We start from the raw sequence: 14,044 nt of genomic DNA, 5'->3' as shown, positions 1-14,044 counted from the left end.
TCTGTATTATCAGCAAAATAACCAAATAAACATCAGCAGCATTTAAGCATTGACCAGTTTTTTCACTGCCAGGACATGTTTACAGGGACCTCTCTCACCCTGATATTTACTGAACCATTCGCAGGTACAGCGCGCACGCTCATTTTCAATGATAACTGTGTGATGCACACCCGTTCCTTTTACTCTGGCTTCTGTTCTTGTTTTATGATGATTTAAAATTTCTACTTTTCCGTCTTCAATCAATCTTTCAGCATTTTTTATCCGGGGATTGAGTCCGATAATACGGCTTAATTTAAAAGGAAGCCTGCGATAGAAAAATTCCCTGTCATCAAGGTCGTAACCGAGTAATCCCATTGCAGCAAGCCTGCCGGTACTATTTTCAACTTTGTCAAAACTGATATTCTCTTCCAGAGCAAGTGTGGCAGGATTAAAGGACTGGTTGGCATAGGCATATTTATCCAAGGCGTCAATCCATTCGTCGGGAACATCCGAAATCAGGCTATCTAGCACTGCGCCTTCCCCTGAGAAACCTCTCCAGCATTCTCTAGATAAAGAAAAACTGAAACGGATATTCCCCATACTGAGCTGCCATGTTACGGACTGCATGTTGGCATGTGCAAATACCTGCATAGAATCAATATAAGGAAGAAGAGGCTCTAAAAGACGAAGCCTGTGAATTCCTCCTATGCAAACAGAATCTGTAGATTGTACCGGAGAAAAGATGGGTTTATTTCCCCGTACAATCAAGTAATAATCTGACTTTACCACTCCTTTCGGCATTCCTCTAAACAATTGCTGCGTCTGGATTCTATTGAAGGTGTAGCGTTTCACTGATTCTGATAAATAGACCTGAACGGTCCCCAATCCTTTGATCCATTTTACAGGCAATGGAACTTTTCTTTCTATTATTTTATTTTCTTCCTGATAAAGCCCAACTTCTTTTTGCCCTACAGAAAGCATAATTTTTCCATTCGGACGGATACTTCCCAAAGCATTTATCATAGGCTGATTGAAATCCACATTTGTTGTTCCGCTTTCAAGAAACTCACCATCCAATCCATCAGGCATTACATCTACTCTTGCATACACTCCTGCACAATGGGAAAAACCTTCAAACCTTACTCTTTCATTTCCCGCTGTCACTATAGGATCTTTAAGGTGTGCCATCTGAAGCGGCGACAGATTAAAACTGGATTTCACAATGTTGGAAAGTGTGATCAGACATCGGGCCAAAATAAAGGGCTGCCCTACATTTCCCCAAAAGAAACAGAGGGCATCAGTATTTTTATATACCTCATTGTATTTGGCAAGGAACAGCTCTTCAAGCGCACCTGTCCTAACTAAAGAGGATGCACCTGAATAGTTGTAAATAAACGTATCTTCCATGATCTATTTTTTCAGGAGTAGATTACAGATTTTTTTAAGGCTGGAGTTTTCTTTCCAGTGGTTTAATTTTTCAAGTATTTCTTTAGGAACCAATGAATGATTCAATGCCAATACTTCATGGTAAATTTCCAGAATTCTTTTCAGATTGGTAACCGGTTCTTCCATTTGAAGTACAATATTGGTAATCAATTCCTCGAGAGCAGTATTATGATTTTTACTTACATTCAGCATGTGATGCTGCATAAGATCTGTCAATCTTTTCACCGGTGCCCACTCCAGTTTTTCGTGCAGACCAATCACTCTTCCCAGCCTTGCGTTATCCATCATCTGACAGGAAACATGTTCAAGCCAGATTTCAGCAGCAGTTCCTCGGATGGTTTTATCACCATCCAGGAAAATAGTCCCAAGAAACAGATAACCAATTTCATCCAGAGGTTTCTTGATCTGATACAGTGTATTAGCAGTATTCAAAACAAGGTTTCTTTCAAAAACTTCTGCAATTCCTGAATAGAAAAGACAGTACTTGATAACTTTCGCCAGAGCATTGGCAGGCGTATTGGGAAAGCACAGCATCAGTGCAGGAATTTCATTAAGCTCTTTCTGCTCTGCTACAAAATATTCCAGGAACAAAGGTTCTTTTCTTTTTTCAAGATGATATTTTGGAATCGTAATATTCAGCTCTACCGGATAGTATGAGTTTTTCTTATTGTCAATGGTCTTCCATTGGTAAGCCCCTGAAAAGAATTCCACAGGAATATTTTCATATCCGAAACTTCTGAATTCTTCAAAAACAGTGTCAGGTGAACTTGTAATTCCGGCTGTCATCCACCATGAAGGGTGTATAAACCTGCCTTCCGGTTTTTCATTTTTACCAAAGAAGAAAAGCAGTAATTCTCTATATTCCCCTTTTAGTCTTTTCTCTGTTTCTGCAATAGCTTCTGAAGTATCATCCAAAGCGCAGCGCTGCAGGGCCAGCTGGATATCCAGATGATGAGGCTCTGTATTATTATTCTGATAATTCTCCAATCTCTCAACCAGAGTCACAGGGGAAATCCAGCATGGTGCATGGGTGATAGGAAATAACAGAGGCAGTTTATCCCCGGATTTTATTTTTTCAACAGCATATACAGCAATCTCTTTAAAAGCCTGTCTTGCAGGACAATCTGCTCCAACATCTTCTATGGGACCTAATTTCTTCTGATAATTGGAGTAAGACTCTCTTGTCATTTCTTCCTCCCTTGTTTTCTGGTATATTTTTTCCAGATTCTTTAGCTGAACCGGATATTTTTCCATTAAGGCCAGCCCATAATTGATAATAGCATTGCACAGCAAAACATTCAGATAAGGAACTTCCCATTTTGCAATGGTTTTACAGGCCTTTAAAAATACAGGTTCCATCAGTTTCACTGAATCTTCATCCACATCTCCGGCAAACCTGATAAACCCCGTCAAAGCAATATCACAATGATAGCTATACGGATCGTCCATTGCCAAAGGCAGATAGAACATCAGATCTTCAAAATTCTGAAGTACCTGCACCGCATTTTCATCTGTAGCCAGCAATCGTTTTTCCGAAGCTATAGCTTCCAGTTCCGGCTGTTTTTCTTCAATATATTTTACTAAAAGAGGACGTACATTCGTCAATATATTATCTGAATAGTGAGAAAGTGCCTCAATCATATTTTCTGAAGCCGGTATGTATTTAAGAATAATCTTTGCTGCTTTTGACTGTATGCCATCATCTTTACTGACAAACGCTGTACTTAAAGCCACTCCGAGCATATCCGGATCTACCTTCTTTCTCTGAAATATTTTTTCAGTAAGTCCCAGACTGGAAACCACCACTGTTTTTACTTCTGAGCTCAGCAAATTCGGAAGGTAATGCGAAAATTCTTCATTTTTAAATTCAGCAGCCCCAACAATTTTTTTCAGGTGGGATAATATTGTATTAACGGCTTTCGACTGTGAAGAAACAAGTCCTGCAAGCAGTTCATCCTGCAGATCAGCTAATTCTTCTTCCGTTGGTTTTAATGATGTAAAAGCATCCATAAACCAGCCCGTGACATTTTTATTAAAGTTTCTGTTGGAAGCCAGAAGGCATTCTTTCAGGAATCTTTTCCTTTCTATTTTCTTCTCAGCAATGAGCTTTTGAACAATGGGAAACCATTCTTTACGGAAGGGTAAAGATTTGGAAGGAAATTCACATAAATACCAGAAATGTGTATTAAGTGTTTCAGGATAATGGTCAAGATCAGCCGGATAATTACTCAGGTGATGTCCCAATAATTCAGGTTTGGGCTGTACATATCCTTTCTCTGACCATCCTAAAATATCTTTATAATTGAAGGCTGTAAATTCTGCTTCAACCGATTCATTGATAAAGTCTGAAAACCAGTCCGGGCATCCCCATTCCAATATCTGCTCGGTCTGTTCTGCATTACGGAAAAGGCTCCAGTAATTTTTACCAAAATTCTTTTTGTCCATACATACAAAAGAAGCTATATCTATAATGGAATGCTGGTTCACAGATCCTGCCGTGTGGTAGGAGTTTTTAGTCATTACAATTTTACTGATCTCACGGTCCATTTTCTTGATAGAGGGTATCAGTGTTTTCCTTTCTTCAATGCTAAGCTCTTTTAGAAAGGGAATAATCTCATGTACTTTTTCCTCATTAAGGATCTCATAAAGTCTTTCTTTCATGGGCTTTAATTTGATGTATAAATTTGTTTCAGGTTATTCATTTTTTTCCATTCTTCAGGCAGTTTGATAAGAGCTTTCTCTGGTTCAAACCCATTATACTTTAACAGTTCATGATAGAGCCCGTAGTTTTTGTTATTAAAAACCGTTCTCCCAGCTGCTGAAAGAATGGAGGTCAGCAGTTTTCCTTTATATTTTTTAAAATGGTTTGAAGACCGTTTGTTAAAAAGGGTCTCAAAAGCCGTAACAAAGGGAGTTTCATATTTATTAAACAGTCCCGGAGACAGAAATAAATAAGGCCTCTCCATGAAAAGTAAATTCATCTTCATTTCAACATTTAAAACTTTTTCAAATCCTTCACTACAACATTAATACACAGTATTTTATAACAGCAGTTTTTTCCTGTGAAAACAAAGTCTTTAAAACAGGAAGTCCTATATAAAATTGTCATCAGTCCATCATCTTAAAGATCCGGACAAAAATTGAATAAATTATTTAATAAAAAATGTTTTCAGGGATGTAACTTTTAAAGAATCCGATAGCAAAATCAAATGATATCTTGTCTATCCGGATTTTTTTTGTACTGATGACCTGCTTTGCAGCCAAACAACAGTTTAAATATTTTACATCAAAACTTTCATTACCAAACATCAATTTATTCTCATTGGCTAAAATAAAAAAAAATGACTGACAGACAGTAAATTATCCCATAAAAGTGATTTTTTTAACAAATATTAAGTTAATAAAACAATAGTTGGTAAAGCTCTCAGCACAATAAAAATAATTCCCTGTTTAAAGATATAAACTTAAAAAAATTAGCTAAAAGCTCTATATCCTGATATTTACACAACATTTGGTGTCTTATTTTTAGTATTGATGATGCCTTACAACAAAATTATCTTACCGTACCGATACGTTAATTTTTTTTAAAATAATAAAAACAGGATTGTAATTCCCTAAATTTTATATATTTGCAAAACAAAATACTTGACAACTCAAATACTTTTCAATGATAAGCACAGAATTATTACTTTTAATAAACATCAATAAGCTACAGTCTGTAATTGCCAGAAAATTTGATTCTCTGAGTGTTCATGGCCTGGGATTCAATGACTTTGTTATTCTTTATGTGCTCTATTCTTCCTCTGAGAGCAGAATGAGGAGAATAGATCTTGCTGAAAAAATAGGTCTTACGGCATCAGGAGTCACCCGGTTATTGAATCCATTGGAAAAAATCGGACTGGTATCCAGAGAAAGCAACGAAAGAGATGCCCGCGTAAGTTATGTGGTCATCACACCTAACGGCAAAAAGATATTTGAAGAAGCTAAGCTAAGCGCAGAGAATATTACTAAAGAAATTCTTACATCCAAAAAAAATAAATCGCTGCGCATGGTCAATGAGCTTTTATTTGATTTGGGAGGAAATATCCAATAATGAAAAGATGAAAAATGCATTAAAGAAACAGCTAAGAGAAAAGGCAAAAGACCATACAACAACAATGGGAGTTCTTGCTGTTACCAACAAATTAAATGGTAAACAATATGTTCAGGCTTCGTTACATCTGGAAGCGCTGGTGAATAAGATGAAATTTCTGCTAAACGGAGGCATGTTTACAACTCCTCAGTTACAGAAGGAATGGACAGAATCGGGAAGTGATTCTTTTACCTTTGAGTTTGCCGTTGTTGTTCCGGATCAGAACAATGAATTTATCAATTATCGTAAAGAAATTCAAAAGGCTGAACAGTCTTATATTTCCGGACTCACTACAGAATTATATTAAAGTGATGGCAAAAAAATATCTATCTCCTACTTTTGAGGCAGGTAAACATCTGTTTACTAAAAATATACAAGGGGCCATTATTAATCTTAATCTCATCAGATTAAAGAAGGAAGCAGATTATTCTGAATATCCGGATCTGAAGCCCAATGAAAAATCAAGCGGTTGGGATGCCTATCTTACCTATATCAGGGAAACCGAACCTTATTTAAAGGAAAGCGGCGGGGAGATTATATTTATAGGGAAAGGAGATCAGTTTCTGATAGGTCCTGAAAGTGAATATTGGGATCTGTGCCTCTTAATCAAACAAAAAAGTGTTAATGATTTTTTCGGTTTCGAAAAAAATGAAGCTTATATGAAAATCGTGGGTCATAGAATGGCTGCAGTAGAGGACTCAAGGCTTTTACCATTGGAAGAAATAGTATTAAATACACAAAGGGATTAAATGAAAACAGTCAAAATGAATGAGGTGGAATTATGCTACGAGGTCTTTGGTGAGAAAAATCCGGATACCATTGTATTAATTTCCGGATTGGGAAGCCAGATGATCCGTTGGGATACCAAATTCTGTGATCTTTTGGTTGAAAAAGGATTCAGGGTTATTCGGTTTGATAACAGAGATTCGGGGAGTTCCGTTTTTAATGCAAAAAATGAAATACCTTCTGATAAAAGCATTGAAGAGATTTTTGCAATGCTCAGTAAAGAAGGGATTTCTTATTCTTTAATGGATATGGCGAATGATGTTATTGGTCTTCTTAATCATTTAAATATTGAAAAAGCTCATATTGCAGGACGTTCCATGGGAGGAATTATTGCACAGCTTTTAGGTTCCTATTATCCTGAAAGAGTCTTATCATTGACGATCATCATGTCTACTTCTATGAATCCTTCTCTTCCCAAACCTGATCCGGAAGTGATGGCTATGATGACACAGGTGTCTGCTGATCCTGTTCTTCAGAAGGAAGAGTATCTAAGAGAAAAGATCCGTTTTGCAAAGAAAATATCGGGCGCGGGATATATTTTTGATTCGAATCAGGAAAAAGCTTTGCTTGAAGAGGAACTTATACGTTCCAGAACCAAAAACGGAATTATCCGGCAGCTTTTAGCAATGGGTTCCTTTCAGTATAATCCTGAAGTGCTGAAGAAAATAACGGCTCCGGCTTTAATCATTCATGGAACAGACGATCTGATCTTTCATCCTGATTGCGGAAAAGATATTGCGGATTCTATTCCCAATGCCGAATGGCTTCTTATTGAAGGAATGGGACATTCTATTCCGAGGGAGCTTTATGTCTTCATCATTGAAAGAATATTTGATTTAACAAAATAAAAAAAGACTGCCTCATCATTTTGAGACAGTCTTCATTTTTAAATATCTGTTTCTATTTCAGTATTTAATAATTCTTCAGGCACCAATGCAGAATCTTTGCAATGTTTTTGGCGTCGTCTACTCCTCTGTGGTGGGTACCTTCTAAAGTCATACCCAATTCACCCAAAGCTCTGTTCATTCCTACACTTTTCCTGATCGTAGGATGAATTTCACCAAATAATGTCTTCACATTGATGTGATCATCACTCATGGGATAATCTGTGTAGAATCTTCTTGCCTGATTCTGAAGCATATTCAGATCGTAGTTTCCGTAGCTCGCCCAAGTCAGTTCCTCCGAATCATACTCTGCCCTTAGGATATCGAAAGCATCATCCAGCATAATACCTTCATGATCCAGCATATTTTGGGTAATTGTAGTCAATTCCGTACAGAACGGACTTACTTTTGAATGCTGGGGTTTGATTAAAATTCCTTCATTTTTAGAGATTTTACCCGTTTTTGCATTCATAATGCATACCCCTATTTCGATGATCTCGCTTTCCTGACCTCTTGGCGGCCGGTTTTCCCAACATGTTGCTTCAAGGTCTACTATTAATATATTTTCTGTTGTTTTCACTTGTTTAAAATTTAACTGTTAAAGATTGGAAGAGGGATGCAGAAGAGCAAAGTTTTAATAGTGTCTCATTTACTTCCAGCCTCCAGCATCAATCTTCCAGCCTATTTGTCATTTACAGAATCTTACTTAAAATTCTGGCTGTATTATAAGCATCATCTGCTCCGCTGTGATGAGTGCCTTCAAAATCCATATTCAAATAACTTAAGGCTCTTTTAAGTCCTATTTGTTTATGCAGTCTGAAATGTCTTTTAAATTCATGCATCACATTCATATAGTTTTCTGAAAAAGGATTGGTTATCCCGAGCGAGTCACATTGTTCTATGATCTTATTATACATAAAAAAGTTTCGGTAAAAAATTACCGAAACTATACTTTAAGAGTCATCAACTCTTCTTTTATAAAATCAATGACTAAAGAATTCAACTTTTTGTTGATCCTTTTCTGCTCTTCTTTTTCAATAGCCATAAAAGCTGCCGGGAAGTCTTTATCGAAGTCTTCTAAAATATCCTGCGCAAAAAGGCCAATCACTTTACCTATCATTTTAGGCTCGAATTCGCCAATTTTGCTTATCACATTATTCAATCTGTTGGCTGTAGCATATTTTTGGATTTCCTCCCAGATCTCCTGAGCTTTTTCACTGAAATGAACCTGTTTCTGAACAGCTTTCGCTTGTTTTTTAACCATTTTCGCTTTTTCGACCCATTTTTCATTCTTGTTTTTCAGAATGATTCTTGCGCCGTTCCCAAAGTATTTGGTCTTCAAAGTTTTTACGATGGTTCCTTCACACCTATTGTTCTCCAATTCAGGTAGCCCAAGCCAAGCCGGAATTTTTGAATTGAAAACATTAGGGAATTTCAAAGCTTCCTCAAGACTTCCCTGAAACAAAATTTTAGCATAGAAAAATCCTGTCTCTTCAAAAATCTGATTGACCATTTCTGTATCCAAATAGGTAACTCCATTCAGTTTAATATCGAAAGCGTAAAATTCGTTGTAAGGTGCATATTCAATACCTTTCTGTACTTTTACAGCATCTTTTACGGGTTCTACTTCTTTATGTTGGTAACCTCCACCGAACAATTCACCGTAGATCACTACAGTTTCTACATCCGGGTAAATGGTTTTTACTTTCTGGAACACTTCTATTACATTATTTCTGTAGCGTTCCAAAACCTGATGGGCATTGAAAAATTTTTCATCTTTTTCGATGAAAGCAGTTCTCTTCGCGATTTTAATTTCCTTTCCGTCGGTAAAGAAAGAGAAATTAGCGCCGTGAACTTTTTCCTGTACGATGAAAACCTCATCCCCAAAACCCTGCATCCTGATCTGTTCGATCACGCGGGCCTGGTAAGCATTTTCTATAGCGTTATATGTTTTAAAAATCATTTTGTTTAGTTTTTAATCATTTCTGATTCGTTTTTCTGCATCTGGGTAATGTGTCTTTGGGCATGGAGTGAAAGAAAATAAATATATTCATATACATTGATTTTCCCCAGGTCATTCACTGTCATTGTCGTTTTATACAAGAGTCCTTCCCCATTTTTCATTACTTCAAGATAGTGTAAGCATTGAAGATTTTGCTGGTTAATTAAGTTTTGGATTTCATTCAAACTCAATTCTCCTTTCGGCTCCATATGTTCTGGTCTTATCCATTCAAAAGCACCATATTCTCCTATTTTGTCAAAATTTTCTTTATTGAAACTGTAGTTTTTTATTTCAGATTCCAGATCAAGATCCAAAGAATTCTTCATTGCTTTCTTTGAGCCTTTTTCGATAAGGATCATCAGATAAAAATTCGTAAGATAAATGTGCTCTAAAATCTGCTGAACCGTCCAGCCTCCATTTGAAGGCTGATGATTCAACGTTTTTTTATCTTTTTCAAACCATCCATCCACTTCGTCAAATGTTAGTTTCAGATGGTTTTTTATATCTTCAATAAATCTAAAAATTTCCATTACAATTCTTTAAAGTTTTGCAGCAGGTTTAGGATATTTTCCTTTCCTACCGGATTCATGGAGTGGCAATAGAATTCCGGAAGGTCCAGATAATTGTCCATGCAATATTCTATAAGCCATTTGGCACAGTCGTATCCTGTTTTTTCAACAAATTCCTGAGAATTCTGTTTCAAATAGTGCTCGTCTGCAAGGTCATGGTCAAAAGATATCATTTCCGGAAGTCCTTTTTCCAAGATCCTGTTGACAAACTGTTCGTAATTCCGAACAATGTGCCAGTCACTTCTGAGGAAAATATCCTGGTTCGTATAATGATAAGCCTCGATCGGATATCTTATATCATCCAGAAATAATAATCTTTTTGTTTTTTCCATGATTTAATTTTTATAAACTCTTTAAACTTCCAGCTCCCCACATCCTGCTTCCATCTTTCTTACACCATCATATCAGCACAGTTGGAACTGGCGAAAGCAAAAGGTTTTGCTTTAAACACATATCCCATTCCCAGAATATATCCCATAGCATCTTTTAATGCTACATTGGATTTAAAATCCGGATCGGTATTAATGTCTGCGTGTACCTCCATTTCCACACCATAAGCATCCAGCACAGAACAGATCGCATATGCAATTTCAACGGATTTGTTGACTTCATTCAGCATTCGCTCCTTGATACTGATACTCTGTATTTCTCTTTCTTTTCTGATAAAGGTAAACGCTCCTTTTCCCTCACGAATAAACACTACAGCCGTAGCATAACTGATGGCATCTCCGTATACATGAGAGTCTGATCCCACACATACTTTCAGACGGTGTCCGTTGGCCTGTTCGCGAATGATGGCTTCTTCTACCAGCTGTGTGATAGAGTGCTGGAAAATTTTTCCACTCATATTCTGCCATGTTTGTTGTTGCGTTTCCATTTTTTCTACATGTTTTAAATTTTGTTTTAAATTAATTTGTGAGTTGTGAATCGTCAATTAGTTTTCACTGTCAATATTTTTAAATTCATTTGCAAAGCAAAATTCACTATTGACTATTCACTTTGCACTCCGAACCGGACTTAAACCGATACCATCAGTTTTGGAGACTGAGATGCTATCATTACACCATCAGAGTAAAATTGTTGATTCATTAGGACTCGAACCTAAACTCCAAGAATCAAAATCTTGTGTGCTGCCATTACACTATGAATCAATTTTATAATTGATAAATGTTGATTGATAATTGATGAAGTGCTCAGCAATCATTGATCATTAATCTCTTATCATTTATGTTTTTTGTACGGGAAGAGGGACTCGAACCCCCAAAAGCTTGATCCTAAATCAAGAGTGTCTGCCATTCCACCATTCCCGCAGTTTTTTTAAGTAATGAGTAATATGAAAATCTATGGTTATTACTTATTGCTCATTACTTATGTCATGCTAGGTTTGAGAAAGCTCTGTCTGTTTATAAATTATGCCTGCTAGTATTTGTAAAGATCTTCTGCTCTCGACAAACCTTTCTCATTTCCTAATGTATTTTGTTTACAAAAGTAAAAGGCTGTCTGTTTTTATTGACTAAAGATCTTCTGCGCTCGACAGTCCTTTTTTCTCTTTTCTTTTTTTTGTGTGAATGGTAACTGGCCAATTTTTTCAATAAAATCTGAACTTTCATGGTATTAAATCAATTCAATATTGACCAGTTATTCACATCCAGTACTCTATAAGGGAATCGAACCCTTGTTTTCTGCTCGAAAGGCAGGCGTCCTCACCGTTAGACGAATAGAGCGTTATCCACAAACCAGGAATCGAACCTGGACAACAAGAGTACATTTCCTGCATGCTTCCATTACATTATCTGTGGTTGGTGGAAGTAGTAGGATTCGAACCTACTCAGCAATGAAGCAACAGATTTACAGTCTGCCCCGACTCTCCAACTTCGGCGTACTTCCGGATTTTTTTGAGCAATTAGTCATGATTCATAAGTAATTCCTCATTTTCCTGTTAAAAAGAAAAGGTCTGTCTTTATATTGAATGTTTGGTTAAAGATCTTCTGCGCTCGACAGCCTTTTTCTTTTATTAATAAAGGATATTCTTTGCTATAGACGATAAAAGATCATTGATAAAAGATTCTTATATTTCCTATAGTTTTTACTTTGAGATGGCTATGGGATTCAAACCCACTCAGTTGACACAACGGTTTTGCAGACCGTCCCGACTCTTCTACTTCGGCGAACCATCAGATTAAAAAATAAAGTCTGTCTTCATTTATTTGATAAAGAACTTCTGCGCCTGACAAACTTTATTTTACCTAAAAATTTATAAATGATATTCTTTAACTTTTAATTCATCCGGAGAGAAGAAAGCCTGTCTGTATTTTTCGTGTTTGGCGTAAGATCTTCTGCTCTCGACAAACTTTACTTTTTCTCCTGAAACAATTAACAATTAGTTACCTGCGATTCTGGAAAGACTCGAACTTTCAACTTCCGGTTTAACAGACCGGTGCTCTGCCATTGAGCTACAAAATCATTGTAATTCCGGAAGGACTCGAACCTTCAACCTCCGGTGTATCAGACCGACACTCTAACCACTTGAGCTACGAAATCATTTGTATTCCATAAGGGGATCGAACCCTTGTCGTCCGGTAGAAAGCCGGATGCACTTACCACTATGCTAATGGAACCAATTGTCTGGAAAGCAAGATTCGAACTTGCGACCTCCCGCGTCCAAGACGGGTAAACAACCACCGTTATCTTTCCAGCTTTGAGGCTCACTTCTGTTTCTTTTCCGGGAGACAGCCGGATGGGAAATTTTCCATGAACCTTTTGTGATTCCGAGAGGACTCGAACCTCTAACCCTGGGTTTAGAAAACCCATGCTCTGTCCAGTTGAGCTACGGAACCATTTTTGTAATCCCAGAAAGATTTGAACTTTCAACCCCCGGTTTAAAAGACCGGTGCTCTAACCGATTGAGCTATGAGATTATTTTAAAGTCGTGAATAGTCAATAATCAATTCGATTCGCTTGTCAATTTTAAAATTCACATTCTTTGTAATCTCAGAAGGACTCGAACCTTCAACCTTCGGTGTCGTAAACCAACGCTCTATCCAATTGAGCCATGAGATTTTCTTCTTTGGGTATCTCCGGGGATCGAACCCTGTTCTCCGGTTCCACAGACCGGCGCTTTACCAAATAAGCTAAAGAAACCATAAAAAAAGCGCCTCTTTTCGGGAGGCGCTTCATATATTTAAACGTAAGAGATCATTAGCTGACCCACGTATATAAGCACCTTTTATTCACAATTTCACTTTCAAGAATACATGCAACACCTGTCGGTTCCTGTCCGAATAGTCTTGAATATTGATTGAATATGTTGTGTAACTGTTTCATTTTATTTTTGTTTGTTTCTAAATTATTTTTAACTGAATCCTGAAAACCTGTTGCTTTCAATTTTCGGTTGCAAAGTAAATATGAATTTTTGGAATCCGCAAATAAATTTTCAAATTAAAATACTGATAATCAATTTGTTATGTGTTATTTTTAGCATAGAGAATTTCTGTCCGCAATATTTTGCAGATATCTTAATTACCTAAATGACTGTCTCTCACCGGGTTGCTTATCACTCTATTTTATCGTATTAAAGTTTCATTGTTAATTAAAAATTTTTCATGTTTATGGTTATTTTTTTTCATTCTAAATAATTTCTGACCTAAAAAACAAAAAACGCCTCGGTTTTCCGAGGCGTTTCTGTTGTATTTTGATTAATTTTTTACGGGTTTACAGTAAATAATTTCCAAAGTCAGCACATTTCGCCTCATTCCATATCACCTCATCATATCCGAATAATCCTTTGTTAGAAGGACTTTCGCATAGTTCTGCATTGATATGTGCTCTTTGTATTGTCATAATTTTCTGGTGCAAAGATAAATCTTTTTTAATATTATTTTATAATATTCACAATTTCGGGAAAGTTTTCAGTGCACAGAGGCGCAAAATAATATCAAAAAAAACGGCTATAAGGCGCAGGGATTTTATCTGTGATAAAATTGAACACTTTTTTATTTTTTATGACGACTACTACAAGTTTACACCATTGTCATTCTGACGAAGGAAGAATCTCATGTAAAGCTTAGATTCTTCATTTCACTGCGTTACATTCAGAATGACAGAGGATAGCATGATTAATGTAAATTGTATATAAATAACTTTTTTATTATATACTTGCTGAAAATCTTTGCGCTTTTGCAACAAAACAGAATTGCCATGCTATCTTCAACGCAAAGTTTTATTTCAGGAGTTTCTTATTTTAGGG

General features: G+C 36.6%; 14 protein-coding genes and 13 tRNA genes. 4 read left to right on the top strand and 23 right to left on the bottom strand.

Annotation, left to right across the window (positions count from 1 at the left end; genetic code table 11):
* Positions 1-42: 42 nt before the first annotated feature.
* Genes V0410_RS19610 through V0410_RS19600 form a run of 3 tightly spaced genes read right to left on the bottom strand, consistent with a single transcriptional unit; the run spans position 43 to position 4,406 of the window.
* A complete protein-coding gene (locus V0410_RS19610; protein WP_330745316.1) occupies positions 43-1,386 on the bottom strand; it encodes an SWIM zinc finger family protein in 1,344 nt (447 codons plus the stop codon).
* A gap of 3 nt (positions 1,387-1,389) precedes the next feature.
* Positions 1,390-4,086 (bottom strand): DUF6493 family protein, encoded by a 2,697-nt coding sequence (locus V0410_RS19605; protein ID WP_330745315.1) that lies wholly within the window; start codon positions 4,084-4,086, stop codon positions 1,390-1,392.
* Between the two features lie 5 nt (positions 4,087-4,091).
* On the bottom strand, positions 4,092-4,406 hold the full coding sequence (locus V0410_RS19600) for a hypothetical protein (RefSeq protein WP_330745314.1): 315 nt from the start codon (positions 4,404-4,406) through the stop codon (positions 4,092-4,094).
* Between the two features lie 686 nt (positions 4,407-5,092).
* On the opposite strand from V0410_RS19600, the gene V0410_RS19595 reads away from it, so the two are divergent.
* The 4 genes from V0410_RS19595 to V0410_RS19580 are packed head-to-tail and all read left to right on the top strand — an operon-like array spanning position 5,093 to position 7,191.
* Entirely contained in the window at positions 5,093-5,518 is a 426-nt protein-coding gene (locus V0410_RS19595) for a MarR family winged helix-turn-helix transcriptional regulator (RefSeq protein WP_330745313.1), read from the top strand.
* A 7-nt stretch (positions 5,519-5,525) separates the two neighbouring features.
* A complete protein-coding gene (locus V0410_RS19590) occupies positions 5,526-5,864 on the top strand; it encodes a GIY-YIG nuclease family protein (RefSeq protein ID WP_330745312.1) in 339 nt (112 codons plus the stop codon).
* Between the two features lie 4 nt (positions 5,865-5,868).
* The gene (locus V0410_RS19585) at positions 5,869-6,306 is read left to right on the top strand and encodes a DUF1330 domain-containing protein (RefSeq protein ID WP_330745311.1); all 438 of its coding nucleotides are present in this window, start codon (positions 5,869-5,871) and stop codon (positions 6,304-6,306) included.
* Complete coding sequence (locus tag V0410_RS19580) at positions 6,307-7,191, top strand: alpha/beta fold hydrolase (RefSeq protein ID WP_330745310.1); 885 nt, start codon at positions 6,307-6,309, stop codon at positions 7,189-7,191. It abuts the gene before it with no gap.
* 64 nt (positions 7,192-7,255) lie between these two features.
* Here V0410_RS19580 and V0410_RS19575 read toward each other — a convergent pair whose 3' ends face one another.
* From V0410_RS19575 to V0410_RS19480, 20 genes are all read right to left on the bottom strand, one after another.
* On the bottom strand, positions 7,256-7,807 hold the full coding sequence (locus V0410_RS19575) for a 3'-5' exonuclease (protein WP_202843595.1): 552 nt from the start codon (positions 7,805-7,807) through the stop codon (positions 7,256-7,258).
* Between the two features lie 112 nt (positions 7,808-7,919).
* Entirely contained in the window at positions 7,920-8,144 is a 225-nt protein-coding gene (locus tag V0410_RS19570; protein ID WP_330745309.1) for a hypothetical protein, read from the bottom strand.
* Between the two features lie 29 nt (positions 8,145-8,173).
* Entirely contained in the window at positions 8,174-9,190 is a 1,017-nt protein-coding gene (locus V0410_RS19565) for an RNA ligase, Rnl2 family (protein ID WP_330745308.1), read from the bottom strand.
* A 5-nt stretch (positions 9,191-9,195) separates the two neighbouring features.
* Positions 9,196-9,759 carry a DinB family protein gene (locus V0410_RS19560; RefSeq protein ID WP_330745307.1) on the bottom strand — a complete coding sequence of 188 codons (564 nt, stop codon included), beginning with the start codon at positions 9,757-9,759 and terminating at the stop codon, positions 9,196-9,198.
* Positions 9,759-10,130, bottom strand: coding sequence for a cyclic-phosphate processing receiver domain-containing protein (locus V0410_RS19555; protein WP_330745305.1), 372 nt, complete (start codon positions 10,128-10,130; stop codon positions 9,759-9,761). Before V0410_RS19555 ends, V0410_RS19560 begins: the two co-directional genes overlap by 1 nt.
* A 59-nt stretch (positions 10,131-10,189) precedes the next feature.
* Entirely contained in the window at positions 10,190-10,675 is a 486-nt protein-coding gene (locus V0410_RS19550; protein ID WP_110009655.1) for a ribonuclease H-like YkuK family protein, read from the bottom strand.
* 203 nt (positions 10,676-10,878) lie between these two features.
* Positions 10,879-10,949 (bottom strand) — tRNA-Gln (locus V0410_RS19545).
* 86 nt (positions 10,950-11,035) lie between these two features.
* Positions 11,036-11,108 (bottom strand) — tRNA-Leu (locus V0410_RS19540).
* Positions 11,109-11,450: 342 nt separating this feature from the next.
* Positions 11,451-11,522: transfer RNA gene (locus V0410_RS19535), tRNA-Glu, on the bottom strand.
* Between the two features lie 76 nt (positions 11,523-11,598).
* Positions 11,599-11,685 (bottom strand) — tRNA-Tyr (locus V0410_RS19530).
* Between the two features lie 207 nt (positions 11,686-11,892).
* Positions 11,893-11,974: transfer RNA gene (locus V0410_RS19525), tRNA-Cys, on the bottom strand.
* A gap of 215 nt (positions 11,975-12,189) precedes the next feature.
* Positions 12,190-12,261 (bottom strand) — tRNA-Asn (locus V0410_RS19520).
* A 4-nt stretch (positions 12,262-12,265) separates the two neighbouring features.
* Positions 12,266-12,339 (bottom strand) — tRNA-Ile (locus V0410_RS19515).
* 5 nt (positions 12,340-12,344) lie between these two features.
* A tRNA-Glu gene (locus tag V0410_RS19510) sits at positions 12,345-12,416 on the bottom strand.
* A gap of 6 nt (positions 12,417-12,422) precedes the next feature.
* A tRNA-Pro gene (locus V0410_RS19505) sits at positions 12,423-12,494 on the bottom strand.
* A 67-nt stretch (positions 12,495-12,561) separates the two neighbouring features.
* Positions 12,562-12,635 (bottom strand) — tRNA-Arg (locus tag V0410_RS19500).
* A 7-nt stretch (positions 12,636-12,642) separates the two neighbouring features.
* Positions 12,643-12,716 (bottom strand) — tRNA-Lys (locus V0410_RS19495).
* 68 nt (positions 12,717-12,784) lie between these two features.
* Positions 12,785-12,858 (bottom strand) — tRNA-Arg (locus V0410_RS19490).
* Between the two features lie 8 nt (positions 12,859-12,866).
* Positions 12,867-12,934 (bottom strand) — tRNA-His (locus tag V0410_RS19485).
* A gap of 575 nt (positions 12,935-13,509) precedes the next feature.
* The gene (locus V0410_RS19480) at positions 13,510-13,638 is read right to left on the bottom strand and encodes a penicillin-binding protein (protein ID WP_120233400.1); all 129 of its coding nucleotides are present in this window, start codon (positions 13,636-13,638) and stop codon (positions 13,510-13,512) included.
* Positions 13,639-14,044: the final 406 nt, after the last annotated feature.

The sequence above is a fragment of the Chryseobacterium sp. CP-77 genome (assembly GCF_036362765.1).
Lineage (GTDB): Bacteria > Bacteroidota > Bacteroidia > Flavobacteriales > Weeksellaceae > Chryseobacterium > Chryseobacterium cupriresistens.
Note: the sequence above shows the minus strand (reverse complement) of the source record. Positions and strands in the feature narration are given on the sequence as shown.

Coding starts and splice junctions, on each gene's coding strand:
- V0410_RS19595 (WP_330745313.1), top strand. CDS start 5,093: ATGATAAGCACAGAATTATTACTTTTAATAAACATCAATAAGCTACAG.
- V0410_RS19480 (WP_120233400.1), bottom strand. CDS start 13,638: ATGACAATACAAAGAGCACATATCAATGCAGAACTATGCGAAAGTCCT.
- V0410_RS19580 (WP_330745310.1), top strand. CDS start 6,307: ATGAAAACAGTCAAAATGAATGAGGTGGAATTATGCTACGAGGTCTTT.
- V0410_RS19610 (WP_330745316.1), bottom strand. CDS start 1,386: ATGGAAGATACGTTTATTTACAACTATTCAGGTGCATCCTCTTTAGTT.
- V0410_RS19590 (WP_330745312.1), top strand. CDS start 5,526: ATGAAAAATGCATTAAAGAAACAGCTAAGAGAAAAGGCAAAAGACCAT.
- V0410_RS19600 (WP_330745314.1), bottom strand. CDS start 4,406: ATGAATTTACTTTTCATGGAGAGGCCTTATTTATTTCTGTCTCCGGGA.
- V0410_RS19565 (WP_330745308.1), bottom strand. CDS start 9,190: ATGATTTTTAAAACATATAACGCTATAGAAAATGCTTACCAGGCCCGC.
- V0410_RS19560 (WP_330745307.1), bottom strand. CDS start 9,759: ATGGAAATTTTTAGATTTATTGAAGATATAAAAAACCATCTGAAACTA.
- V0410_RS19555 (WP_330745305.1), bottom strand. CDS start 10,130: ATGGAAAAAACAAAAAGATTATTATTTCTGGATGATATAAGATATCCG.
- V0410_RS19585 (WP_330745311.1), top strand. CDS start 5,869: ATGGCAAAAAAATATCTATCTCCTACTTTTGAGGCAGGTAAACATCTG.
- V0410_RS19550 (WP_110009655.1), bottom strand. CDS start 10,675: ATGGAAACGCAACAACAAACATGGCAGAATATGAGTGGAAAAATTTTC.
- V0410_RS19570 (WP_330745309.1), bottom strand. CDS start 8,144: ATGTATAATAAGATCATAGAACAATGTGACTCGCTCGGGATAACCAAT.
- V0410_RS19605 (WP_330745315.1), bottom strand. CDS start 4,086: ATGAAAGAAAGACTTTATGAGATCCTTAATGAGGAAAAAGTACATGAG.